21 protein-coding genes and 5 tRNA genes are annotated in these 22,983 nt (G+C 56.4%); 11 read left to right on the top strand and 15 right to left on the bottom strand.

The features are described 5' to 3' along the window. Positions 1 to 171: 171 nt before the first annotated feature. The 3 genes from J7J49_RS10085 (at position 172) to ttcA (ending at position 3,823) form a co-directional block, all read left to right on the top strand. Positions 172 to 2,016 (top strand): DUF294 nucleotidyltransferase-like domain-containing protein, encoded by a 1,845-nt coding sequence (locus tag J7J49_RS10085; RefSeq protein ID WP_064234183.1) that lies wholly within the window; start codon positions 172 to 174, stop codon positions 2,014 to 2,016. Between the two features lie 5 nt (positions 2,017 to 2,021). Beyond that, the gene (locus J7J49_RS10080; RefSeq protein WP_215092427.1) at positions 2,022 to 2,675 is read left to right on the top strand and encodes a 3'-5' exonuclease family protein; all 654 of its coding nucleotides are present in this window, start codon (positions 2,022 to 2,024) and stop codon (positions 2,673 to 2,675) included. Between the two features lie 227 nt (positions 2,676 to 2,902). Next, a complete protein-coding gene (gene ttcA / locus J7J49_RS10075) occupies positions 2,903 to 3,823 on the top strand; it encodes a tRNA 2-thiocytidine(32) synthetase TtcA (RefSeq protein WP_215092242.1) in 921 nt (306 codons plus the stop codon). On the opposite strand, the gene fnr is transcribed toward ttcA, so the two are convergent. From fnr to ccoN, 11 genes are all read right to left on the bottom strand, one after another. Then, entirely contained in the window at positions 3,816 to 4,562 is a 747-nt protein-coding gene (fnr, locus tag J7J49_RS10070) for a fumarate/nitrate reduction transcriptional regulator Fnr (protein WP_064234185.1), read from the bottom strand. The genes ttcA and fnr overlap by 8 nt on opposite strands. Before the next feature lie 84 nt (positions 4,563 to 4,646). Continuing rightward, the gene (gene hemN / locus J7J49_RS10065; protein ID WP_215092240.1) at positions 4,647 to 6,080 is read right to left on the bottom strand and encodes an oxygen-independent coproporphyrinogen III oxidase; all 1,434 of its coding nucleotides are present in this window, start codon (positions 6,078 to 6,080) and stop codon (positions 4,647 to 4,649) included. Positions 6,081 to 6,155: 75 nt separating this feature from the next. Then, a complete protein-coding gene (locus J7J49_RS10060; protein WP_215092238.1) occupies positions 6,156 to 6,845 on the bottom strand; it encodes a sulfite exporter TauE/SafE family protein in 690 nt (229 codons plus the stop codon). Next, entirely contained in the window at positions 6,842 to 7,087 is a 246-nt protein-coding gene (ccoS, locus tag J7J49_RS10055; RefSeq protein ID WP_215092236.1) for a cbb3-type cytochrome oxidase assembly protein CcoS, read from the bottom strand. The genes J7J49_RS10060 and ccoS overlap by 4 nt, the downstream gene beginning before the upstream one ends. Further along, positions 7,084 to 9,567, bottom strand: coding sequence for a heavy metal translocating P-type ATPase (locus tag J7J49_RS10050; protein ID WP_215092234.1), 2,484 nt, complete (start codon positions 9,565 to 9,567; stop codon positions 7,084 to 7,086). Before J7J49_RS10050 ends, ccoS begins: the two co-directional genes overlap by 4 nt. Then, positions 9,564 to 10,085: a FixH family protein gene (locus J7J49_RS10045; RefSeq protein WP_215092231.1), complete on the bottom strand. Its 522-nt coding sequence runs from the start codon at positions 10,083 to 10,085 to the stop codon at positions 9,564 to 9,566. Before J7J49_RS10045 ends, J7J49_RS10050 begins: the two co-directional genes overlap by 4 nt. Positions 10,086 to 10,091: 6 nt before the next feature. Continuing rightward, complete coding sequence (ccoG, locus tag J7J49_RS10040) at positions 10,092 to 11,531, bottom strand: cytochrome c oxidase accessory protein CcoG (protein ID WP_215092230.1); 1,440 nt, start codon at positions 11,529 to 11,531, stop codon at positions 10,092 to 10,094. A gap of 216 nt (positions 11,532 to 11,747) precedes the next feature. Continuing rightward, positions 11,748 to 12,677, bottom strand: a complete 930-nt coding sequence (gene ccoP / locus J7J49_RS10035; protein WP_215092228.1) for a cytochrome-c oxidase, cbb3-type subunit III — start codon at positions 12,675 to 12,677, stop codon at positions 11,748 to 11,750. After that, positions 12,674 to 12,898: a CcoQ/FixQ family Cbb3-type cytochrome c oxidase assembly chaperone gene (locus tag J7J49_RS10030; protein ID WP_064234193.1), complete on the bottom strand. Its 225-nt coding sequence runs from the start codon at positions 12,896 to 12,898 to the stop codon at positions 12,674 to 12,676. Before J7J49_RS10030 ends, ccoP begins: the two co-directional genes overlap by 4 nt. 3 nt (positions 12,899 to 12,901) lie before the next feature. Beyond that, on the bottom strand, positions 12,902 to 13,510 hold the full coding sequence (ccoO, locus tag J7J49_RS10025; protein WP_064234194.1) for a cytochrome-c oxidase, cbb3-type subunit II: 609 nt from the start codon (positions 13,508 to 13,510) through the stop codon (positions 12,902 to 12,904). Between the two features lie 19 nt (positions 13,511 to 13,529). After that, complete coding sequence (ccoN, locus tag J7J49_RS10020; RefSeq protein WP_064234195.1) at positions 13,530 to 14,954, bottom strand: cytochrome-c oxidase, cbb3-type subunit I; 1,425 nt, start codon at positions 14,952 to 14,954, stop codon at positions 13,530 to 13,532. Positions 14,955 to 15,118: 164 nt separating this feature from the next. Between ccoN and J7J49_RS10015 the strand changes: the two genes are divergently transcribed. The 6 genes from J7J49_RS10015 (at position 15,119) to J7J49_RS09990 (ending at position 16,724) form a co-directional block, all read left to right on the top strand. Continuing rightward, positions 15,119 to 15,925: an alpha/beta fold hydrolase gene (locus J7J49_RS10015; RefSeq protein ID WP_215092226.1), complete on the top strand. Its 807-nt coding sequence runs from the start codon at positions 15,119 to 15,121 to the stop codon at positions 15,923 to 15,925. Positions 15,926 to 16,074: 149 nt separating this feature from the next. Further along, a tRNA-Val gene (locus J7J49_RS10010) sits at positions 16,075 to 16,150 on the top strand. A gap of 70 nt (positions 16,151 to 16,220) precedes the next feature. Continuing rightward, positions 16,221 to 16,297 (top strand) — tRNA-Asp (locus tag J7J49_RS10005). A gap of 69 nt (positions 16,298 to 16,366) precedes the next feature. Then, positions 16,367 to 16,443, top strand: a tRNA-Asp gene (locus J7J49_RS10000). 52 nt (positions 16,444 to 16,495) lie between these two features. Further along, positions 16,496 to 16,571: transfer RNA gene (locus J7J49_RS09995), tRNA-Val, on the top strand. 76 nt (positions 16,572 to 16,647) lie between these two features. Next, positions 16,648 to 16,724 (top strand) — tRNA-Asp (locus tag J7J49_RS09990). Positions 16,725 to 16,849: 125 nt separating this feature from the next. Here J7J49_RS09990 and J7J49_RS09985 read toward each other — a convergent pair. The 4 genes from J7J49_RS09985 to glcD all read right to left on the bottom strand — a co-directional run bounded on the left by J7J49_RS09985 (position 16,850) and on the right by glcD (position 21,241). Then, the gene (locus tag J7J49_RS09985; RefSeq protein WP_064234197.1) at positions 16,850 to 17,254 is read right to left on the bottom strand and encodes a heme-binding protein; all 405 of its coding nucleotides are present in this window, start codon (positions 17,252 to 17,254) and stop codon (positions 16,850 to 16,852) included. 77 nt (positions 17,255 to 17,331) lie between these two features. Further along, a complete protein-coding gene (glcF, locus tag J7J49_RS09980) occupies positions 17,332 to 18,564 on the bottom strand; it encodes a glycolate oxidase subunit GlcF (RefSeq protein ID WP_215092223.1) in 1,233 nt (410 codons plus the stop codon). 14 nt (positions 18,565 to 18,578) lie between these two features. Next, on the bottom strand, positions 18,579 to 19,673 hold the full coding sequence (gene glcE / locus J7J49_RS09975; RefSeq protein WP_064234199.1) for a glycolate oxidase subunit GlcE: 1,095 nt from the start codon (positions 19,671 to 19,673) through the stop codon (positions 18,579 to 18,581). Positions 19,674 to 19,741: 68 nt separating this feature from the next. Next, a complete protein-coding gene (gene glcD, locus J7J49_RS09970) occupies positions 19,742 to 21,241 on the bottom strand; it encodes a glycolate oxidase subunit GlcD (RefSeq protein ID WP_215092221.1) in 1,500 nt (499 codons plus the stop codon). A 258-nt stretch (positions 21,242 to 21,499) separates the two neighbouring features. Between glcD and glcC the strand changes: the two genes are divergently transcribed. Together glcC and J7J49_RS09960 are read left to right on the top strand one after the other, a co-directional pair. Further along, entirely contained in the window at positions 21,500 to 22,279 is a 780-nt protein-coding gene (gene glcC, locus J7J49_RS09965; RefSeq protein ID WP_064234201.1) for a transcriptional regulator GlcC, read from the top strand. 99 nt (positions 22,280 to 22,378) lie between these two features. Continuing rightward, positions 22,379 to 22,903, top strand: a complete 525-nt coding sequence (locus J7J49_RS09960; protein WP_215092219.1) for a gamma carbonic anhydrase family protein — start codon at positions 22,379 to 22,381, stop codon at positions 22,901 to 22,903. The last annotated feature ends 80 nt before the right edge of the window (positions 22,904 to 22,983 follow it).

Below are 22,983 nucleotides of genomic sequence, written 5' to 3'. Positions count from 1 at the left end.
TACTTGGGAAGTGAATCCTTTATACCCGTACGGCCACCTTCATATAATAATCGATAACAGTTTTTGAAGCGCTGGAGTGACGTCGTTTATATGGGGAAATATCGAGCGGTTATACATTTAATGCTACTTATACTCTGTTAATTAGCCTTTAGTTGAACGAGGTCAAATCCCATGGTCGATGTGGATCTATCCCAGCTGCCGTTTACGCTTCTTGACGATGAGGGGCGCGAGCATATCCGCCGTGGCATTGACCTTGCCTATTTCGATCGTGACGAAATCATTTTAGAGACGGGGCAAGCAGGTGAGTTTGTTTTTCTGATTCATAAAGGCGAAGTGGCGGAAATCGACCCGACATTGCCCTCGTCTACCGCGCGTATCGGCCACTACACGGCGGGGGATCTGTTTGGCGCGATCAGTATTCTCAACGGTAAAAGCCGCTACCGCTTTAAAGCGGAGCAGGAGTGCCTATGCTACCTGCTGCCCAAAGCGTTGTTTCAGCAGCTGTGTCGTCATTACCCCGATTTCAGCAATTTCTTTCGCCAGTCGCTGACCCATAAGGCTCGCCTGCTGACCGAAAAGCGTGCCGAAGGGGGTGTCACCATGGCGGGCTTTATGTTGGCCAAGGTGAGCGAGTGTATGCGCGAGCCGCTACTGATGGCAGCGACGACCGATATTGCCAGCGCGGTGAAACAACTCAACGAAAGCCACGCCGATAGCTTGCTGGTAGAAACCCAAGACACCCTGGGCATGGTGACCAAAACCGATCTGCTCAACGCGCTAGTGCTGGAGGGCCGCGCCGTTACATCACCGGTGGATGAGATCGCCCATGTTAATTTGGTGACCGCCGCGCCGGATCAGTATTTGTTTGAGGTTTTGGTACTGATGACCCGTCATAAAGTGGCGCGGGTGGTGGTGATGGAGCACAGCGTTTTGAAAGGCGTTGTCGAGCTCACCGATGTGCTTAGTTACTTCTCAAGCCGCAGCTATGTGGTGAGCCTGCAGGTGGAGCAGGCGACCAGCTTAGAAGCGCTTTCTGCGGCCAGTCAGCGCACTCCAGAGCTGGTCAAAGCGCTAATGGCCCAGGGCGTTAAGCTGCGCTTTGCGATGGATCTGCTTGCCGCGCTGAACGGTCGTATCATCAGTAAAGCCTGGGAGTTCACCATCGATGAGCGCTACCACGAACAGAGCTGCATGATGGTGATGGGCAGCGAAGGGCGCGGTGAACAGATCCTCAAAACGGATCAGGATAACGGCCTGATTCTGGCCGATGAAACCCAGTGGCCTGACCTTGCAAGCCATATGCAGACGCTCACCGATACGCTGATTCAGCTCGGTTATCCGCCGTGCCCCGGCAATATTATGGTGTCTAATCCCGAGTGGGTGGCCACGGTATCGCAGTGGAAAGGCCATATCGCCAAGTGGGCTCGGGAGCGTGATGGCGACAGCCTGATGAAACTGGCGATTATGCTCGACGCCCATGCGGTGGCGGGTAACCCAAGCCTGCTTGAAAGCGTCCGTGATGAGCTGTTTGAACGCTGTTCGAACGATGAGCTGCTGCTCTCCTATTTCGCCCGCACGGCGCTGCGTTTCTCGACCCCGCTGACGCTGTTTGGCTCATTGAAAAAGCCCCAGCACGGTATCGATATTAAGAAAGGCGGCATTTTTCCGATTGTTCACGGTGTACGCACCATGGCACTTGAACGGCGAATTAAAGCCACCTCAACGCTAGACCGGCTTGACGCCCTGGCTGCCGATGGCCGTTTAGATCGCCGTTTTGCCGATGACTTAGGCGAAGCGTTGGCGCTGTTTTCCGAGCTGCGTCTTAAACAGCAGCTAAGTGCGTTGGAAACGTCTTCGGAGACAAAAGAAGCTAACCCCCAAAACGGCAGCCGCGCTAACCGTGTCGTGGTGCAAAACCTCTCTTCCCTGGAGCGCGATCTACTGCGCGAAGCGATGCATATTGTCAAAGACTTTAAGCAGCGGCTTTCCCATCGTTATCATTTGGAGTATTCGTGAGCGGAATGCGGCTGTTAGATCGACACGTAGCGCTATTTAGCGGTTCATTGCGCACCTTGCTGCGCCGCGAGAGCGACCGTCGGCGCTGTGCAGACTCGCCCTATGCCTGGCTGTTTCAGCCCTATATGGGTGAAGAGTTGGTGGCGCTCGCCTGTACGACAACGCCCACGTCATCATCGCCCGTAATCAGCCTGGCAGCGGTTGTGCTAAGCCAGCAACAGGTGCGAACCAGCCGTGCTTTTGTGATGACGTTAGGCAATGCCAGACAGCCCGAGAGCGCGACGCTGCGTCGTCATCATTTGTTATGCGAGGCCGGGGAGATGCAGCCGCCAAGCAGTGATAACTTGAACGCGTTAGTCGAATTTATCGGCAATCGACCCATAGTGGGCTGGCAGTTGGAGCAGCGCATTGGGGCGTTGAATACACTACTTACCAAGCGGCTAAATTTTGCCCTGCCCAATGCCCAGGTCGATGTGGCGAGACTGCATCAGCGCCAGCTGCGGCGTTTGCACCCGCAGGTAGAGGCGCCCAGCAGCTTCGCCCAGGCGTTGGCGTGCTGGCAGGTGCCCGCCATGGGCGTGCAGAGCGTGCTAGGCGAGGCAACCGCCAGCGCACTGCTGTATATGCGCCTGCAGCGAGTTATGGCGGAGGTGGCTTAGAAATATGAGTATTTTAAACGGCTAATAATGAGATGCGAGGGGAGGTTGGAGCGAGGGTCTTTCGCCATGGATGGCGAAAGTAGCGCCCATGGAGGGGTTCACAGCGCCCTCGCGGAAACCTCCCCTCGCCCTCGAGCTTGACGAGTAGTTGGGTCGGGCGGTGAGTGTTGTTAGAATAGATGCTACTTTTTTTTATCACGCCTCCTACCCTCGGCAGTGCCTATACCATGCAATCTCTTGATCACTTTGACCCTGCTCACTATGACAACGTTACAGCCGAACAGGTTAACACAGAGCACGACCAGCCAGAGCTGGCTGATGCGAAGCAGAAGCGTGAATTTAACAAGCTGCAAAAGCGTCTGCGCCGGGAAGTGGGCAATGCGATTATTGATTACCAAATGATCAATGAAGGCGATCGCGTGATGGTGTGCCTCTCCGGCGGCAAGGACAGCTACACCATGCTGGAGATTTTGCGCAACTTGCAGCGCAACGCGCCGGTCAATTTTTCACTGGTAGCGGTCAACCTGGATCAGAAACAGCCGGGGTTTCCCGAGCACGTGTTGCCTGCCTATCTGGATAAGCAGGGCGTGGAGTATCACATTGTCGAGCGCGATACCTACTCAGTGGTGAAGGAGAAAACCCCCGAAGGCAAAACTACCTGCGCGCTCTGTTCACGGCTTCGCCGCGGCTCGCTGTATGGCTTTGCTGAAGAGATTGGCGCCAACAAAATAGCGCTGGGTCATCACCGGGAAGATATCCTCGAAACCCTGTTTCTGAATATGTTCTTCGGCGGCAATCTGAAAGCGATGCCGCCCAAGCTGCTATCTGATGATGGTAAGAATATCGTTATTCGACCGTTGGCCTACTGCAAAGAGGCAGATATCGCCGAATTCTCGCGGCTGATGGAATTCCCGATCATCCCCTGCAACCTCTGCGGCTCCCAGCCCAATATGCAGCGCCAGGTAGTCAAAGAGATGCTCGCCGAGTGGGACAAAAAGTTTCCCGGTCGCCTGGAGAGCATGTTCAAGGCCGTCACCAATATTGCCCCTTCCCAGTTGGCCGACCGCAACCTTTTCGATTTTGAAGGTCTAGAGGCCAAGCAAGCAGAGCTACTGGCGGGGCGCATCCAGGCCTTTAACGTCAGCTAACCGTTTGCTCTTCCTCTTCGGCGAGGGTAATCAAGCGCGGCATATCGAGAATATTGACCTCTCGCCCGGAAACCGCCACCACGCTCTGCTGCTGAAAGCGGCTTAAAATGCGGCTGACGGTTTCCACCGCTAAGCCCAGGTAGTTGCCGATATCGGCTCTGGGCATTGAGAGGCGAAAGCTATAAGGCGAGTAGCCCCGACGACGAAAGCGATCCGAGAGTGTGATCAAAAAGCTCGCCAGCCGCTGGTCGGCGGTTTTACGCGACAGCAGGCGCATCATACGCCGATCATCGCGTAACTCTTTGCTCATGCTGCGATACAGCTGGCCTCGTAGCTCGGGGATCTCTTCTGAGAGCAAATCCAAGCGGTCAAAGGGAATCTCGCAGATGGTGGTGGTTTCCAGGGCGATCACGCTACCGGGGTAGTGCTCTTCGTCAATGCCATCCAGCCCCACCAGCTCACTGGGTAGGTAGAAATTGGTCAACTGCTCGCTGCCGTTACCCTCGGCGGTGATCTGCTTCAAGCTGCCCGAACGTACTGCATAAACGCTGGTAAAGGCGTCACCCTGGCGAAACAGCGGCTCGCCTTTTTTAAGCGGCGCGCGGCGGCGAATAATCGCATCGAACTGCCCCATATCGTCCAACTCAAGGGCAAGCGGCAGGCACAGTGAGCTTAAGCTGCAGGTTTGGCAGCGCGCTTCGTGGAGTAGCGAGCGCCGACGGCTCATGGGTTCCAGCATGCGTTGCTCCTTGAGTGGGTCATGCTTATCAATTAGTAAATCCTTACTTATTATAGTCGCTTTAGCATGTTTGCCTAAAAGAGATTAGACAATTTTAGAGTAGCGCTGCCCCGTTTGCCCAGCAAGATGGGCATCAAAGGCCATGGCTAAATGGCGAATCAGCAGCCGCCCCATGGGCGTGGCATTAAGTTGATCACCACTACGCGTCAGTAGGCCATCTTGCTCGGCGCTCTGTAAACGTTCCAGAGCGGGTGCGAAATAGCGGGGGGCATCGATGTTCCAGCGCTGGCTGACCACAGAAAGGTCAATGCCCATATCGCACATCAGCCGTTCAATCACGTCCCGGCGGATAAGATCGTCGTCGCTCAACCGCACGCCGCGCAAGGTAGCAAGCTGGCCCTGATCCAGCGCCGCTTCATAGCGTGCCAGATCGCTCGGGTTCTGTGCGTAGACGTCATCAATGCGCGAAATCGCCGAAACGCCAAGCCCAATTAAGTCGCACTGCGCGTGGCTGGAGTAGCCTTGGAAGTTACGCTGCAACGAGCCGTCGCGCTGGGCAACGGCCAGGCTATCATCAGGCCGGGCAAAGTGATCCATACCGATATGTACATAGCCTGCCGCGGTGAGCATCTCAATGGTAGTGCGCAGAATCGCCAGTTTCTCTTCGCCACCCGGCAAATCATCGACATTGATACGCCGCTGGGGGGCAAAGCGCTCGGGCATATGGGCGTAATTAAATACTGAAAGGCGCGCCGGGTTTAGCTCAATCACCTGGCGCAGAGTGTCGGCAAAACTCTTTTCAGTCTGAAAAGGTAAACCGTAAATAAGATCGAGATTAAGCGAGCGAAAGCCCAGGCGGTGAGCCTCCTCCATTAGCGTTTCGGTAAGTACTCGAGGCTGAATGCGGTTAATGGCTTTCTGTACCAGCGGACTTAAGTCCTGCACCCCCAGGCTGATGCGATTAAAACCGAGGGATTCGAGGTGGCGTAGAGTAAATACATCCGCTTCGCGAGGATCTATTTCAATGGCGTAATCGCGATCCGTCGACGAGGAGAGGCCAAAGCGGGCATCCAGTCGATCGATCAGGTCGCCCATTTGGTTCAAGCTAAGAAACGTTGGCGTACCACCCCCCCAATGCAGCTGTTCTACCGGCCGTGATGTATCCAGGTGGCGTGCGGTCAGCACCATCTCACGGTCAAGCCTCGTTATGTAGGGCTCGGCCAGGGCGGTATTCTTGGTAGCAATTTTATTACATGCACAGTAGAAGCAAATCTTGCGGCAAAAAGGCACGTGAACATACAGCGACAGCGGTCGCTTACTGGTATTGCTCCGCTCAAGCGCTTGGATCAGGTCGCTGGGGGTAAATTGGTCGTGAAATGACAGCGCCGTAGGGTAAGAGGTGTAGCGTGGGCCACTGGTGTCGTAGCGGCGCAGCAGGGCTTCATCCCACACCGGCTGCGTGGGCGCTGCCGCCACAGACGAGGCAAGAGGTGAAACCACAGGGGCATGAACGGGCATGAAGGGGCGCTCCGACGTTAGGAAATGCCGCTAGCCTAACCCGTAGCGAAAACGTAAAGATTGAGCCATGTCATGCTAATGATGTGCAGTGAGCGTCCACAGTTGCCAGAGCGCAAAAGCGATAATCGTTAGCGCCGCCACGCTGCGCGTCGCCGGGTGACGAATCAGGTGGCTTAGCTGGCGCGCTGCGAGGCCAGTGGCGAGCAGCGCAGGCAGGGTGCCTAGTCCAAAGGCACCCATGAGTAGGGCGCCTTGTAACGGGTCGGCAATGGCTAAGCTCCAAGCCAGCATGGAATAGACCAGCCCACAGGGTAGCCAGCCCCAAAGGGCGCCTAGCGCAAAGGCTTGAGGCATATACACCACCGGCATTAAGCGCCGTCCCACGGGCTCGATAAAGCGCCAGAGGCGGCGGCCAACGGCCTCCACCTTGAGTAGCCCTTTCCACCAGTTGGCGATATACAGCGCCATCAGGATCAGCATCAGCGCGGCAAATACTTGAAGCAGTAGTCGCGCCGTGGCAGAAAGCGAAAATAGCGTGCCTAGCAGCGCAACCAGCGCACCTGCGCTCATATAGCTCATAATACGGCCTGCATTGTAGCTAAGCAGCAGCCCTCCCATGCGCGCTGGATGGCGCATGCTGGGAGGCACTGCAAAGGTGAGTGCGCTCATGATGCCGCCACACATGCCAATGCAGTGGGCGCCGCCCATCAAGCCAAATACAAATGCCGCCAGCAGCGGGGGCAGATCAAGCCCTGTCGGGTTCATTGCCGACGCTCTTGGTCGTCGGGTGCGTCTTTATCTTTTGCTGCGTCGGGGTGTTGCTTGGCTTGCTGTCGCTGTTGACGCTGCTCAGGACTCAGGTCGTTGTCATCTTCATCAAACAGAATGCGATGCGCCGGGCCTTCTAGATCGTCAAACTGATCATTTTTAACCGCCCAGAAAAATGCCCATACGGCGAGGCCGAGCAAAATCAGCGAGAGTGGAATGAGTAAGTACAAAATTGTCATGCGGTTACCGGGGTTGAAGTGCCAAGCGTTGGCGCGGGCTGGGCGCGCCAGCGAGACAGTCGCAGCGCATTACCCACCACTACTAGCGAACTAAGTGACATACCAATCGCGGCTAGCCAGGGCGGTACCAGCCCCATCGCCGCCAGCGGCAGCGCCGAAAAGTTGTAGCAGACTGACCAAATCATGTTCTGGCGCATGATACGCCGCGTCGCGCGGGAAATCTCGATGGCTTCAAAAATGCGCATCAGGCGGGGGCTGAGCAGCACTGCGTCGGCGCGTGTGCGGGCTAAATCCGTCGCCCCATTCATGGCAATCGCTACATCGGCACCGGCTAACACCGGTACGTCGTTGATGCCATCGCCTATCATCACCACGGTTTCGCCTGCGGCTTGAAGCGTTTTCATGCGCGCCAGCTTGCCCTCTGGACTGACCCCCGCGTGCCAGGTGGCAATGTTGAGCTGGTCGGCCAGGCTTTCCACCGCCTCCTGGGTATCCCCCGAAAGCAGCTCTACGTTTAACCCCTGGGCCTGCAGGGCTGTGATCGTCGCCGCAGCATCATCGCGAACGCCGTCGTGCAGGCCAAACCAGGCGCGGGGCTCGCCGTCTTCGCTAAGCAGCAGCCACTGGCCCTTGGCAGGCGCCGCGAGAATGCTATCCACGCCGCTATTCATTGCGCTATCCATTATTGCAAAGTCGGGTTTTCCCAGACGCCAACGGGCGCCGTTTAAGCTGCCTTCAAGCCCTTGCCCGGTGTGGCTGCGAATATCATTGGCTTGCAGCGTTGCATCCCGGAATGGCCGGAAGGCACGGGCAATGGGATGTTCCGAGTGGGCCTCAAGGGCAGCGGCAATGGCTCGGGCACGCTCAGCGGTTAATGCGTCGATTGGCTGAGTTTGGGTCAGGTGCATTTCGCCGCGGGTCAGGGTGCCGGTTTTATCAAAAATTACCCGGGTAACGTTGGAGAGCGTCTCCATGGCATCAGCGCGGGTGATTAACACGCCACGCTTACGCAGTTGGCCATGACCTGCGGTCAGTGCCGCGGGGGTAGCCAGTGCCAGCGCGCAGGGGCAGGTCACGACCAGCACCGAGAGTAGCACCCAGAGCATCCGCGAGGGGTCGATAAACCACCAGGCGATCGTCACGCAGGCTGTGACTACTAGCAGGCGCAGCACGAATAGGTGCGCCATACGCGCAGCCATCTGGGCAAGCCTAGGGCGGCTGGCAAAGGCGCGGTCGGTAAGATCGACAATGCCGGCCACTCGGGCATCGCGCCCGGCGTGGGTCACCCTGATCACCAATGGGTTTTCCATGTTTTGGCTGCCGCCGGTAATGCGGTCGCCCACCCGGCGGGTCACCGGCAGGTATTCGCCGGTCAGCATCGATTCATCCAGGCTCGATTCGCCTTCCTCGATCATGCCATCGGCAGGCACGCCGTGGCCGGGCTTGATCAATACGCGATCGCCGGGGGCGAGTTCACTGGCGGGTAGAATGCGCTCGCTGCCGTCGCTTTCCAGCCGCGTGGCCGAAATGGGTAACACGCCGCTTAGCGCATTGCCGCTATGGCCGCTGCGGCGTCTGGCGCGGCCTTCTACGTAGCGGGCAAAAAGTAAAAAGAAGGTAAACATCGCCACCGAGTCAAAATAGACCTCGCCGACGTTAAACAGCACCGCGTAGCTGCTGGCAAGGTAAGCCCCGCCAATCGCCAGCGACACCGGCACATCCATGCCCAAAACGCCGGTGCGCAGGTCGCGTAGGGCGTTGCGGAAAAACGGTTGTGCGGAGAAAAATACCACTGGTGTGGCCAGCGCAAAGGAGAGCCAGTGAAACAGGGCGTAGAAGTCGTCGCTGATTTCTCCGGGGCCAGAGACATAAATCGGAATTGAGAACATCATCACCTGCATCATGCCCACAGCGGCGATGATCAGCCGCCGCACGTTCATGCGCTCCTCATGCTGCATACGCGCCTGGGCTTGATCGGGCTCGTAGGGCTGGGCGTCGTAGCCAATGGCGGCCAGTTCGGCCAGCAGTTGCGAGAGCTTTAGCTGCTGGGGATTCCAGCTCACGCGCAACCGGTGGTGGGTTAAATTCACCGCGCTGGAGATGATCCCCTCCATGGCATTTAAGCGGTGCTCGATCAGCCAGGCACAGGCGGCGCAGGTAATGCCTTCAATGGCGAGGGTGGCTTTGACATTGCCCTCATCGCCATCGGGGTGGACAAACTGTGCCTGCAAGCCGGGGTCGTCAAACACTGACCAGGTATCCGCTTTGGCGGCCTGGCGCTCATCCGGGCGTTCGGGCAGTTCGGTACGGTAGCGGTAGTAGCTCTCTAGGCCACCGTCGACGATGGCATGGGCCACCGCTTCGCAGCCGGGGCAGCAAAGTGGGTGGGTATGCTCATCTAGGGTAATCGACCACGGTGCCGCAGCGGGCACCGGGTTACCGCAGTGATAGCAGGGGGGGGCAGGCGTGGCGTCGCTCATTCGCTTTCTGTACGCCCTCCTGGCAGTAGCGCGACGCTGTTTTCATTGGGGAACGTTGCCTCACCAGTGAGACGCCAATCAGCATCTTCTTGTGCGGGCTGGATCTGCAGGTACCAGCGGTAACGCAGATTGTCAGGCCCTTGGGTGATATAGCGGCCGTCACGGACATGTTCAAGGACGAACGACTGATCACGGTTATCTTCGGTGGGGAAGATAAGGTCTAAATAGAGCGTTTCCGGGCGCGTATCGCCGCTTAAATCGACCACGATATCGCTGGTAAGCGGATCAAGGCGCAGCTCGGCGCTCAAGTTCAGCGCGCGTGCCTGCTCCTGTTTGGCCAGCACCATGTTAATGGCTTTGCCATGTTCGTAATAATCTTCCTGAACGACCATGCCGTCGAAACTCTTGATCGACATAACTGCAAAGCCAGTGCTGACAATAATCGATGAAAACAGAATGCCGAGTAAAAACCACGGCCAAAACTGCTTATACCACGGTGTTACCGGGGGGGATGACATAATCTTCTATCTCCTAATATCGCCCAGGAAGCTAGTTTCGCGCTCAAGGCGAATATCTGCATCCTGCTGAGCCTGCAGCGTAAATACAATGGCGTGGCTGGGTTGCTGTAAGTCGTCGGGGCTGGCTGTCACAGTGACTACTTCCAAGCGCGACGCCCCGGCGGGTACGCTAATTGTATGGCTATCCAGGGTTAAGCTGGGTAATCCTGCAACGCTTAGCTGGTAGGTGTGGTCTTGATCATCCAGGTTGCGGATGGTCAGGCTAAATACATTGCTAATTTGACCGTCGCGGGTCATTTGGTAGAGCTGAGTGCGCTCGCGCTCAGCGTCAAAATTAAGCGGCATGCGGTCGTTAATGGCCCAGGCAAAGGTGCCCACCATCAGCACCAGAGCAGCAAAGTAGCCTAGCAGGCGTGGCCGCATAATATGGCTCTTGTTGCCCTCTAGGGCGTTTTCGGTGGTGTAGCGCACCAATCCCCGCGGGTAGCCCATTTTATCCATCACGCTGTCGCAGGCGTCGATACAGGCGGCGCAGGTGATGCACTCGTACTGTAGCCCGTCACGGATATCGATACCGGTGGGGCAGACCTGTACGCAAAGATCACAGTCGATACAGTCGCCATAGCCAGCCTCGCGGGCTTCCAGGTGGCTTAGGCTTTTCTTCCGGTGCCCACGCGGCTCGCCACGTGTTTCGTCGTAGGAGACGATCAGCGTGTCGCGGTCAAACATCACCGATTGAAAGCGAGCGTAGGGGCACATGTAAATGCACACCTGCTCGCGCAGCCAACCTGCGTTGAGGTAGGTGAACACTAAGAAAAAGCCGACCCAGAAGTAAGACCAGCCGTGGGCCTCTAAGGTGGGCAGGTCTGTTACTAAATCGCGAACCGGCGTGAAGTAACCCACAAAAGTGACGCCGGTGGCCAAGGCAATCAGTAGCCAGGCGGTGTGTTTGGCCCCTTTGCGCCAGGCTTTATCAGCGCTCATCGGTTGATTGTCGAGCTTAATACGCCGATTGCGCGAGCCTTCAATACGGTGTTCAAGCCAGATAAACAGAAACGTCCAAACGCTTTGCGGGCAGGTATAGCCACACCATACCCGACCAGCAAAAACGGTAATAAAAAATAGCCCAAAGGCGCAGATAATCAGCAACCACGACAGCAGGATAAACTCCTGGGGGTAAAACGTGGCGCTAAAGATATGGAATTCTCGACTTGGTAAGTCGAATAGAATTAGTGGCCTACCGCCGATATTAATCCAGGGTAAGAGAAAAAATGCCAGCATTAACGCCCAGTTCGCACTGCGCCGTAGCTTCTGGAAAACGCCCTTGATTTCACGCACATAAATGTGGCGTCGTTTGGCATACATTTCCTGGCTAACCGTTTCACTTGAGGGGCTGTGATGCCCCACCGGGTTCGGTGTGACGTCGTGGCTTGGTATCTTTTCCATGGTGGTATTCCCGGCTCAGAAGGCAGGAGAGGTGGCACCCAGTGCTCATTTCAGCCAGATGCTAGTCGGTCTAAGTATTTCGTTACTATTGTATCGGGTTGCGCAAAATCGTACTGGGTTGTGCATAAAGAAAGGGTGCGGTTTGGGGCCGCACCCTTGCTTGGCTAACGTTGCTGACATTGACCGCTGAGATCGATCGCTGTCAGTGGTGGTCAATTAGTCCGCTAGGCGCAGGCTGTACACGTAGGCTGCGACCAGATGAACACGCTCTTCACCGATATACGCAGCTTGCGCAGGCATATGACCGTTACGGCCGTTCCGCAGCGTTTGACGGATAGAGTCGCCCACCTCTTGGCCAGGTGCCAGGTAAAGCCAGATGTCATCGGTCAAGTTAGGCGCGCCAAGTGCCGTGTTGCCAGTGCCACTGGGGCCGTGACAGGCAGCGCACACTGCCATAAAGGTGCTTTCGCCCTGTTCAGCCTGCGCCTCGTCATGCTCTTCATTAGACAGCGACAGAACATACTGGGTCAGGTTCTCAATATTGTTCTGGCCCAACTGTTGCCAAGCAGGCATGAGGCCGTTACGGCCATTGTTCAGGGTGGTCAGGATGTTTTCTGGCTCACCACCGTACAGCCAATCGTCGTCAGTCAGGTTGGGAAAGCCGTAACCACCCCGAGCGTTTGAGCCATGACAAACCGCACAGTTGTTTTGGTAGATACGCTCAGCGACCTGCATCGCCTCGGGATCTTCGGCAAGCTCGGGAATGGGGACTTCCTGATACTGGGCAAAAATCGGCGTAAAGCGCTCTTCGGCCTGGGCGACTTCCTCTTCCCATTGACCTTCCTGCGACCAGCCTAATAGCCCCGCGTAGTTGCCCAGGCCGGGGTAAAACACTAGATAGCCCAGTGCAAAGACCACTGTAAAGATGAATAGCTGGAACCACCACTTTGGCAGAGGGTTGTCATACTCTTCGATGCCATCGGCGGCGTGGCCTGTGGTTTCTACGTTTCCGTCCGCATCAGGCGTTTTGTCGGTGCGGCGGTTGGCCAGCAGTATCCATACGCTTAGCGCTATCGTGCCCAGCGTAATGATAATGATCCAGGCGCTCCAAAAGCCGGATAGGGAGTCACCCCATAAATTATTCATAACTTCTTATCTCCCCTGTCGTCGCGGGAACGCGCTTCGCTGTCGCGTTCACGCGAAGCGTGCTTGTCACTGGTCGGTAGCTCATCGTCGTCGGCAAAGGGCAAATTAGCCGCTTCGTCGAAATCTGGCTTGCGTCGCTTGGAGTACGCCCAGAGGGCAATACCGATAAACGCGATAATCAAGATCAGCGTGATGAGGCCGCGAAAAGTTCCCGTATCCATAACTTAACGAGTGCCCTCGAGCACGGTTCCGAGCTGCTGTAGATACGCGACCAGGGCGGTAATTTCCTGGGTGCCGCGGACGTCTGCAGTAGCGTTGGCAATATCTTCGTCGGTATACGGCACGCCCAGTTGACGCAGCGTACGCATCTTTTGGGGAGTGGCATCACCATCGAGGGTGTTTTCAAACAGCCAGGGGTAAGCCGGCATGATCGACTCGGGCACTACGTCGCGGGGATTGTAGAGGTGAGCGCGGTGCCAGTCATCGCTATAGCGGCCACCGACGCGCGCCAAATCTGGCCCAGTGCGTTTGGAGCCCCACAGGAAGTTATGCTCGTAAACCTGCTCACCTGCCACGTTGTAGTGGCCGTAGCGTTCGGTTTCAGCACGGAATGGACGCACCATTTGCGAGTGACAGCCCACGCAACCTTCGCGGCGATAGATGTCTCGTCCTTCCAATTCCAGCGCCGAAAGTGGCTCCAAACCTTCAACCGGCTCGGTAGTCTGCTTCTGGAAAAACAGTGGGACGACCTCAGCCAAGCCGCCGAAACTGATCGCAACCAGGATCAACACGGCAAGCAGGCCAACGTTCTTTTCGACAATCTCGTGTTTCATTGGTCTCAACTTCCCCGGTTTAGGCAGCTTGTGGCGCTGAATGGCTGATGGCCTCACGACGCTTAACGGTCATGTACACATTGAACGCCATGATCAGCATGCCGGTGACCCAGAAGAGGCCGCCGATTAAGCGAACAAAGTAGCCCGGTGCGCTGGCTTCAACGGATTCAACAAAAGTGTACATCAAGGTGCCGTCAGGGTTGATCGCACGCCACATCAGGCCCTGTAAAATACCGTTAACCCACATGGAGGCGATGTACAGCACGGTGCCGATCGTGGCTAGCCAGAAGTGCACGGCAATCAGGTTGACCGAGTACATTTCCGTGCGACCAAAGACGCGTGGGATCAAGTGATACATCGAGCCGATGGTGATCATCGCTACCCAGCCCAGCGCGCCGGAGTGAACGTGGCCAATCGTCCAGTCAGTGTAGTGCGACAGCGCGTTGACGGTCTTAATCGCCATCATCGGACCTTCAAAGGTGGACATGCCGTAGAACGACAGCGCCACCACCAAAAAGCGTAGCGTGGGATCCGTGCGCAGTTTATGCCAAGCCCCTGACAGGGTCATCATGCCGTTGATCATGCCGCCCCAGGAGGGTGCCAGCAGAATAATCGACATAATCATACCCAGCGACTGTGCCCAGTTAGGCAGCGCGGTGTAGTGCAGGTGGTGAGGGCCTGCCCACATGTAGATCATGATCAATGCCCAGAAATGGACGATTGAGAGGCGGTAAGAGTAGATCGGACGCTCAGCCTGCTTCGGCACGAAGTAGTACATCATGCCCAGGAAGCCTGCGGTCAGGAAGAAGCCCACCGCGTTGTGTCCATACCACCACTGCACCATCGCATCCACCGCACCGGCGTAGATCGAGGTGGAGTACATCGGGGTCACAGGGATCGCCGCGTTGTTGACGATATGCAGCACCGCAACGGTCAAAATAAACGCTGCAAAGAACCAGTTCGCCACATAAATGTGCGGCGTAGTGCGTTTTTTGATCGTCATTAGGAACACGATGGCATAGCTGATCCATACGACCGCGATCAAAATGTTGATCGGCCACTCCAGCTCAGCGTACTCCTTAGTCGTGGTGTAGCCCATTGGCAGCGACACGACTGCTGAAATGATGACCGCCTGCCAGCCCCAGAACGTAAAGGCCGCTAACTTGTCAGAGAAAAGCCGTGTCTGACAGGTGCGCTGGACAACGTAGTACGACGTGGCAAAGAGCGCCGAACCGCCAAAGGCGAAAATTACGGCGTTAGTGTGCAACGGACGCAGGCGCCCAAAGCTAGTCCAAGGTAGGCCAAGGTTTAGTTGCGGCCAAACCAGTTGCGAGGCGAGGATGACACCCACTGTCATTCCCACAATGCCCCACACAACGGTCATAATCGCGAACTGCCGAACTACCTTGTAGTTGTAGGTCGGGTGTTCAAATGCTGTGCTCATGTCATGTTCCCATCGAACGCGGTTAGGGGGTAACCCGTGGCATTTTGCACGGGTGCGGCCACCCGCTTGATGATGCAGGTCAAGATCCGGTCAAGATTCTAGCGCAGCAGAGGCTTAACCTGAACACACCAATTGGTTAAAGACTGAATTATTAGGAGCGGTGGGTGTCACATTACGCTTTGTCTGGATATATCGAAGTGCCTCCCCAGGCATTAAAAGAGGCCCTTAAGCGCCAGCCAAATGGCGCTTTCCTGGTGCAGGGCATGGGGCCGTTGGCCGTCCATGGTCAAGCCAGGCTAGGGCGATTGCTGTTTGCCCATGGCGCAGGGGCGGGTCAGCAGTCTCCCTTCATGCGTCAATTTGTCACCTCGCTGGCTGGTCGGGGTGTTCAGGTTTTATGTGTTGATTTGCCCTATATGCAACAAATGCAGGAAACCGGCAAACGCCGACCACCGCCTCCTATCGCCCAGACCCTTGACCAGTTTTCTCAGTGGTACGCACTGCTGAATTCTCTGTTTGAAGGGCCGTTATGGGTTGGTGGCAAATCGATGGGTGGCCGCGTGGCGACCCTATTGGCCAGTCAACCGCTAGCCAGTCAGCAGTTAGCGAGTCAACAACTAGCCAATCAACAGCGAGCCAGCAAAGAGCCATGCCCGGGTGGAGTGCCCGGCGTAGTCGTCGCTGGTTACCCGTTTCATCCCACCAAAGCGCCGGACAAGCTGCGCCTGGATCACTGGCCTGCGATTGCTTGCCCTATGCTGATTTTACAAGGCGAGCGTGACCCCTTTGGTACCCGGGAAGAGGTGGCTGGCTATGCGTTGCCGCCAAACGCACAGCTCAGTTGGTTAAAAGATGGTGACCACGATTTTAAGCCGCGGCGCTCTTCTGGACTAAATCAAACGGTTTTGATTGACGAAGCTACCCAGATTGCGGCATCCTTCGTCCGCGCTCAAACGCCAGACGCTGAGTGAAGAGCTTCGCAACTTGGATTAAAGCAACACACTGGTTTAAATAGCTGATTTTAGAAGTAGTTCTTAAAACCAGTTTTAAACACAGTTTTTGATCCAAGCAGGTTGACTTCCCTCAAGTATTCGGTAGAATGCAGCGCCACGTGACCAGCGGGTGGTTAGCTCAGTTGGGAGAGCACCAGCCTTACAAGCTGGGGGTCACTGGTTCGAACCCAGTACCACCCACCATGTTTAGTAATGACTAAAATGGGTTGGAAGCGTGTAGTGGAAAGTATGATTAAGCTTTGATGTGCATAACGGACCGGTAGTTCAGTCGGTTAGAATGCCGGCCTGTCACGCCGGAGGTCGCGAGTTCGAGTCTCGTCCGGTCCGCCAACATCAATTCATATCTGCTTAAGCTAGCTGTTTAAATGCGGTTGTTTGAAAAAGCTGTTATCGCAATTCGGACCGGTAGTTCAGTCGGTTAGAATGCCGGCCTGTCACGCCGGAGGTCGCGAGTTCGAGTCTCGTCCGGTCCGCCACGATAACTGCTAAGTTAGATTAACAAGTGCCAGCAGGCACATGTTAATAGATGGGTGGTTAGCTCAGTTGGGAGAGCACCAGCCTTACAAGCTGGGGGTCACTGGTTCGAACCCAGTACCACCCACCATCACCTACCTTTAGAAGCGCCTCTGAACCGCTTATAAATGTTAGCCTTGATGGTTGTTGTAGAAGTGCTTTTAAGTGGACCGGTAGTTCAGTCGGTTAGAATGCCGGCCTGTCACGCCGGAGGTCGCGAGTTCGAGTCTCGTCCGGTCCGCCATTAAGCATCTGGGTTGTTAGCTATTCTTATCGTTAGCAACTTATCGGCATTAGCCGAACGAATCCTAAAAAGCCCGGATCATTGATCCGGGTTTTTTCGTATGTCTGCGCTTTAATTTGCCGCTTTTAGCCGGTGATAGCGGCAACGCCTGCTTTAGCAACCTGCACATCCTGGTCGGGCTTTACGCCGGAAATGCCCACCGCGCCGACCACATGGCCGTCAACAGTGATCGGGACGCCGCCAGAAAGCAGGCCTTGCAGCGGTGCGGTTACAAACGCCGTGCGTCCGCCATTGATCATCTCTTCAAATACCTGGGTTTCCTTACGACCTAGCGCTGCACTGCGCGCCTTGTGCGTCGCGACTTCGGCACTGAAAGGGGCGGCGCCATCCAAACGACGAAGCGCCAGCAGATGACCGCCATCGTCGGTCACTGCGATGGTCACCGGCCAGCTATTGCTGTCAGCCTCTTTCTGCGCAGCGTCTAGAACGTTGATCACATCGGCTTGAGCAAGAATAGCTTTTGTTTGCATGTTTAATTCCTTGTTAAGGGGGGAGTAAAGTGGCCGCGCTATTAAAAGTCAGCGTGGCCTAGCGTTAAATTTCAATGCTAAGTGAGCGCTGCATCGACGATCTCTACCCAGTGACGTACCGGCGTGCGATGGGCGCCTGCCAAGTGGGTCTGGCAACCGATATTTGCCGTTACGATCACCTCGGGGTCACCGGCTTCCAGTGCATTGAGCTTATTGTCACGTAGTTGGGTGGCCAGTTCAGGCTGGGTGATCGAGTAGGTGCCCGCCGAGCCGCAGCATAGATGAGCATCTTGCACCGGGGTTAATGAAAAACCAAGCTTGCTCAGGACGCCTTCAACCGCTCCGTTAAGCTTTTGAGCGTGCTGCAGCGTACAAGGGCAGTGGAACGCCAGGCGTTGTGAGGCGGTGACATTCAATGTGTCTAGCGGCTCATCGCGCAAAATCTCGACAATATCTTTGGCCAGAGCGCTAACTTTCTGCGCTTTTGCGGCGTAAGCGGGATCATCTTTGAGCATGTCGCCATACTCTTTGACAAAAGCGCCGCAGCCGCTGGCGGTTTGAACAATGGCTTCGGTGCCTTGTTCGACATACGGCCACCAGGCATCAATATTGGCGCGCATACGCGCCCGCCCATCGTCCTGGGCGTTAAGGTGGAAGTCAACGGCGCCGCAGCAGCCCGCTTCAGCCACTGGTGTTACGCTAATACCGAGCCGGTCAAGAATCCGTGCGGTGGCAGCATTGGTATTGGGTGAGAGGCCCGGCTGTACGCAGCCTTCCAAAATTAACACTTGCCGGGTATGGCGGTTGGTGTCAGGGCGCTTGCCTGCATCCACAGGAGCGGCAGGCATTTTGCTGCGCAGCTTGTCAGGCACCAGCGGCTTAAAGGTTTGCCCTAACGTTAGCAGCGCCTTAAAGCGTTTGGGGTCGACCAGCATCTTGCGTAGCGCATAGCGCTGGGCCCGTTCGCCAGCCGGGCGGGGCACGCGGCGCTCTATTTCGGCGCGGCCAATGTTGAGCAGCTTGTGGTACTCCACGCCCGAGGGGCAGGTGGTTTCACAGTTAAGGCAGGTCAAGCAACGATCAAGATGCAGGCGCGTCTCGTCGGTGACCTGATCGTCATCGTCGCGGCTCTCCAGCAGCTCCTTCATTAGATAGATACGCCCGCGGGGGCCATCGCGCTCATCGCCCAATAGCTGGTAAGTCGGGCAGGTGGCATTACAGAATCCGCAGTGAACGCAGGTGCGCAAAATGCGCTCCGCTTCCTGGATATGCGGCTTCTGAAGGTCGGCATCGGTAAAGTGCGTCTGCATGTCAGCTCTCCTGATTAAAACGCCGCATAAAGACGACCGGGGTTAAAAATGCCATGGGCATCCAGCTCCGCCTTTAGATTTCGATGATATTTTTCCACCACGGCATTGAGCGGTGTGAACGGCTCTATGGCGCCCCCTTGCGCCTGTGGGGTATAGCAAGTGGCATGACCACCCACTGCAGCACAGGCGGCGCGGAGAGTGTCGGCATCCAGGACTGTTTTCACCCAGCGCTGACTGCCCGCCCAATCGTAAAAAATATCGGTTTCGGGAATATCCAGCGCCAGCGGTGCGGTGTTAGGCGGTAGTGACAACCGCCACAGCGCTTGACCGTCGTTACAGGCAAAGAAAGCGTGAGAATGGTCGCGCAGCTCGCGCCAGAAATCGGCGCTAAGCGGTTCGCCGCCTAGGCTTGCCTGAGTCGCGCTGACAGAGCTTTTGCCGCCTTCCAAGCGCAAAAACAGTTCACCGTGGTGCCAAGCGGCAGCGGTAATCGGTAGCGGCTTTCTACCCAGCTCGGCGAGTTTTTTGAGTGCCTCATCCAGCCCCACGGCTAAGCGAAGGCTGTGAGTCGCGGTGGGAATAGGCAGCACTTTAAACGAGATGTCGGTCAATACGCCGAGCGTGCCCTGGGCGCCTGCCATCAGACGCGACAGGTCGTAACCGGCGACATTTTTCATTACTTCGCCGCCAAAGCGGAGCAGCTTGCCCTCTTGGGTGATGATTCGCGTGCCCAGCACAAAGTCACGCGCAGCACCTGCCCAGGGGCGGCGTGGGCCGGAGAGGCCGGTGGCCACAGCGCCGCCAATGGTAGACGCTTCACCAAACATGGGCGGCTCAAAGCCCAGCATTTGGTGCTTCTCCGCCAGTACTTCCTGCAAGTCACTAAGCCGCGTGCCAGCGCGCACGGTGACCACCAGCTCCACCGGGTCGTAGCTGACAATGCCACTGTGTCCGGCCATCTGTAGTGCTTGACCTTCTACCGGTCGGCCATAAAAGGCGCGGGTATCGCCACCTACAATGCGTAGCGGTGTGCGTGCGTCATAGGCGCTGCGGACCTGTTCACACAAGGCGTCAGCGATATCGCGGTCGGCAATCGCTCGTTCGGTCATGGTCTTTCCCACTATTGGTCTTTTCCATTATTCGTTTTGGCTAATTATTATCTTGGCTAGGCTGACTGCTAGAAGCGCGGCAGCTCTGGGTGCGGTAGTTCGTTGTTATGCACATGCATAGCGCCAAACTCGGCGCAGCGCGCCAGCGTCGGGATATTTTTGCCGGGGTTGAGCAGTCGCTGTGGATCAAAGGCGGCTTTCAAAGCATGAAAAACGCTGATTTCATCCGCCTGGAATTGGCTGCACATTTGATTGATCTTTTCGCGCCCAACGCCATGCTCGCCGGTGATCGAGCCGCCCGCGGCCACGCAGAGCTCTAGAATCTTGCCGCCCACCTCTTCGGCAAGCGCCAGCTGACCCTCTTTGTTGGCATCAAAAAGAATTAGCGGGTGCATATTGCCATCGCCGGCGTGGAACACGTTGGCTACCGACAGACCGCTCTCCTCGGAAAGCGCAGCAATGCCTTTAAGCACGCGGGGCAGCTCGCGGCGGGGGATGGTGCCATCCATACAGTAGTAATCTGGCGACATACGACCCACCGCAGGGAAGGCGTTCTTACGCCCGGCCCAGAACTTGGCGCGCTCGGCTTCATCGCGAGCCTGCTGAATATCGGTGGCGCCCGCGGCTTCCAGTACGCGGCGTACGGTAGCGCAGTCATCATCCACGTCGGCTTCAACGCCGTCTAACTCGCAAAGCAGAATTGCTTCGGCTTCCACTGGGTAGCCTGCTTTGATGAAATCTTCTGCAGCTTTGATAGCGAGTTTGTCCATCATCTCCAGGCCACCGGGAATAATGCCTGCGGCAATAATATCGCCGACCGCACGCCCGGCTTTCTCTATATCGTCGAAGCTCGCCATCAATACTTTGGCAGTTTCCGGCTTGGGCAGCAGCTTGACGGTAATTTCGGTGACCACGCCGAGCATACCCTCCGAGCCGTTCATCAAGGCCAGCAGGTCAAAGCCAGGCGCATCAAAAGACTCAGCGCCCAGCGTCATGTGCTCACCCTCAATCGTGAGCACATCGACGCGCATCACGTTGTGAACGGTTAGCCCGTATTTTAAGCAGTGTACGCCGCCAGCATTCTCGGCCACGTTACCGCCAATGGAGCAGGCAATTTGCGACGAAGGATCCGGTGCGTAGTAAAGCCCATAAGGCGCAGCGGCTTCGGAAATCGCTAAGTTACGCACGCCCGGTTGAACCCGCGCCAGGCGGGCATCCGGGTCGACTTTGAGAATTTGATTAAAGCGCGACATGACCAGCAGCACGCCCTGTTCCAGCGGCAGCGCACCGCCGGAAAGCCCGGTGCCTGCGCCACGGGTGACCACAGGCACGCTAAGCGCATGGCAGCGCTTGAGCAGCGCTTGAACCTGGTCAAAGGTTTCAGGCAGCGCTACCAGCATCGGTAGCACGCGATAGGCCGCCAGCCCATCGCACTCGAAGGGGCGCAGGTCTTCTTCGCGATGCAGTAGCGTCATCTCAGGGATGGCTTGCTGCAGGTCGGTTAAGACCTCGTTTTTATCGCGCTGAACCAGTTTGCCGTCCAGGCGCTCATCAAAGAGGATATTCATTACGACATCCCATGCTTATTATCATTAAGGGTAAAGGCTGAAACGGTCTATGTGCCTGTGCTTCACGCGTCAATTCTTTCCACGTGTTTATTTTTCGCAACGTTAGCTCAATTTGGGCTTTTTTTGCTCGCCTGTCTAGATCGTGGTGCATTGGTCTGACCAGTAATTAGTCGACTCCGTACGTTGGGAGCGAAACATAGATGTCTTCTACTGTGAGTAGTGGCAAGCTGTTAAAACAGTTTAACGAGAGTGATTGTCATGCCAGCGGAGAATCAAGCGTTGACACCCGGCCAGCGAATGCCTGAACACGTGGCCACCCGGCTTGAGCAACTGATTCTTGATGGGGTTTTTCGCCCAGGCCAATTGCTGCCTTCTGAGCGGCGACTGTGTGACCGGCTGGGCGTCTCCCGCGCGTCGCTGCGTGAGGGGTTAAGAATCCTGCGCAGCAAGGGCATTATCGATACCCGCCAGGGCCACGGCTCGACGGTCGCCACGCTTTTGCCGGTAGGCAACCAGAGCCCGTTGATGCATCTGTTTAAAGACCATCCACGCACGCTGTTTGATCTGTTAGAGGTACGCGCCCTGCTGGAGGGGGAGTCGGCGCGGTTGGCGGCAAGCCGTGGCACCTCCGCTGACCGGGTGCTGATCACCCGGCGCTATCGCGAAATGGCCGACTATGCGGAAAGCACTGAAACCATTGATGTCGAACGTCTAGCGCGACTGGATCACGCCTTCCACCTGGCGGTTTCCCAGGCGTCCCATAATCCAGTGCTGGTGCACACGCTGCAGAGCCTTACCGATTTACTGCTGAGCTCGGTATTTGCCTCGGTCAAACACCTCTATCACTTGCCAGCACCCAGGGCGATGATCAACCAGCAGCATGCGCAATTGCATGCTGCGGTCGTCAGTGGCGACACCGCGCAGGCGGAGCAGGTGGCGCTGGAGCACCTCACCAGTATTACTCAACTGCTGCGCGATTTAGAGGAGGAGCACGAACGGCTAGAGCGTTCATCCATGCGCCTTGAAGAGTGGCAGTAGTTCAAGCACTAATACATCAACAACGACCATTAATGCACCAACAACAACCATTAACCAACAACAACCATTAATAGTTCAACAACAACCCAGGAGATCAGCGTGGCCATTTACCAATACGGCGAGTACCAGCCCAACATCCATAGCGATGTCTATATTGCCGAAACCGCGGATGTGATCGGCCAGGTAACGTTACAAGCGCGCTCAAGCGTCTGGTATCAAGCGGTACTGCGCGGTGATACCGATCACTTGGAAATTGGCGAAGAGAGCAACATTCAGGATGGCGCGGTACTGCATGCCGACCCCGGTTTTCCGCTCAAAGTCGGTAAAGGCGTGACGGTCGGGCATCAAGCCATGTTGCATGGCTGCACCGTTGGTGATGGCTGCTTAATCGGTATTCAAGCGGTGGTGCTTAACGGTGCGGTGATCGGCGAAAACAGCTTAGTGGGCGCGGGGGCTTTTATTAAGGAGGGTGCGGTATTTCCGCCCAATTCGTTAATTGTTGGTTCTCCTGCCCGCGTGGTACGTGAACTTTCCGAAGACGCGGTGGCGGGTTTGAAGCAGAACGCCCAAAGCTACGTAGAGCGCGGCAAGCTCCACAGCCAAGAACTTAAACGCATCGGCTAATGCTTAAACAATCAATAAGCAGGGCTTGAACATTGAGCTAAAAGCACAAACCCCCGGGCTAACAGCCTGGGGGTTTGCGT

Origin of the sequence: Halomonas sp. ISL-56 (genome assembly GCF_018612805.1) — a bacterium.
In the GTDB taxonomy this organism is placed as follows: domain Bacteria; phylum Pseudomonadota; class Gammaproteobacteria; order Pseudomonadales; family Halomonadaceae; genus Vreelandella.
This window is presented reverse-complemented; position numbering and strand designations above follow the sequence as displayed.

Coding starts and splice junctions, on each gene's coding strand:
- glcC (WP_064234201.1), top strand. CDS start 21,500: ATGCCAGCGGAGAATCAAGCGTTGACACCCGGCCAGCGAATGCCTGAA.
- J7J49_RS10080 (WP_215092427.1), top strand. CDS start 2,022: ATGCGGCTGTTAGATCGACACGTAGCGCTATTTAGCGGTTCATTGCGC.
- J7J49_RS10060 (WP_215092238.1), bottom strand. CDS start 6,845: ATGAACCCGACAGGGCTTGATCTGCCCCCGCTGCTGGCGGCATTTGTA.
- J7J49_RS10030 (WP_064234193.1), bottom strand. CDS start 12,898: ATGGATACGGGAACTTTTCGCGGCCTCATCACGCTGATCTTGATTATC.
- glcF (WP_215092223.1), bottom strand. CDS start 18,564: ATGCAGACGCACTTTACCGATGCCGACCTTCAGAAGCCGCATATCCAG.
- J7J49_RS09985 (WP_064234197.1), bottom strand. CDS start 17,254: ATGCAAACAAAAGCTATTCTTGCTCAAGCCGATGTGATCAACGTTCTA.
- glcE (WP_064234199.1), bottom strand. CDS start 19,673: ATGACCGAACGAGCGATTGCCGACCGCGATATCGCTGACGCCTTGTGT.
- ccoS (WP_215092236.1), bottom strand. CDS start 7,087: ATGACAATTTTGTACTTACTCATTCCACTCTCGCTGATTTTGCTCGGC.
- hemN (WP_215092240.1), bottom strand. CDS start 6,080: ATGCCCGTTCATGCCCCTGTGGTTTCACCTCTTGCCTCGTCTGTGGCG.
- J7J49_RS10085 (WP_064234183.1), top strand. CDS start 172: ATGGTCGATGTGGATCTATCCCAGCTGCCGTTTACGCTTCTTGACGAT.
- ttcA (WP_215092242.1), top strand. CDS start 2,903: ATGCAATCTCTTGATCACTTTGACCCTGCTCACTATGACAACGTTACA.
- glcD (WP_215092221.1), bottom strand. CDS start 21,241: ATGAATATCCTCTTTGATGAGCGCCTGGACGGCAAACTGGTTCAGCGC.
- ccoN (WP_064234195.1), bottom strand. CDS start 14,954: ATGAGCACAGCATTTGAACACCCGACCTACAACTACAAGGTAGTTCGG.
- J7J49_RS10050 (WP_215092234.1), bottom strand. CDS start 9,567: ATGAGCGACGCCACGCCTGCCCCCCCCTGCTATCACTGCGGTAACCCG.
- fnr (WP_064234185.1), bottom strand. CDS start 4,562: ATGCTGGAACCCATGAGCCGTCGGCGCTCGCTACTCCACGAAGCGCGC.
- J7J49_RS10045 (WP_215092231.1), bottom strand. CDS start 10,085: ATGTCATCCCCCCCGGTAACACCGTGGTATAAGCAGTTTTGGCCGTGG.
- ccoP (WP_215092228.1), bottom strand. CDS start 12,677: ATGAATAATTTATGGGGTGACTCCCTATCCGGCTTTTGGAGCGCCTGG.
- ccoG (WP_215092230.1), bottom strand. CDS start 11,531: ATGGAAAAGATACCAAGCCACGACGTCACACCGAACCCGGTGGGGCAT.
- ccoO (WP_064234194.1), bottom strand. CDS start 13,510: ATGAAACACGAGATTGTCGAAAAGAACGTTGGCCTGCTTGCCGTGTTG.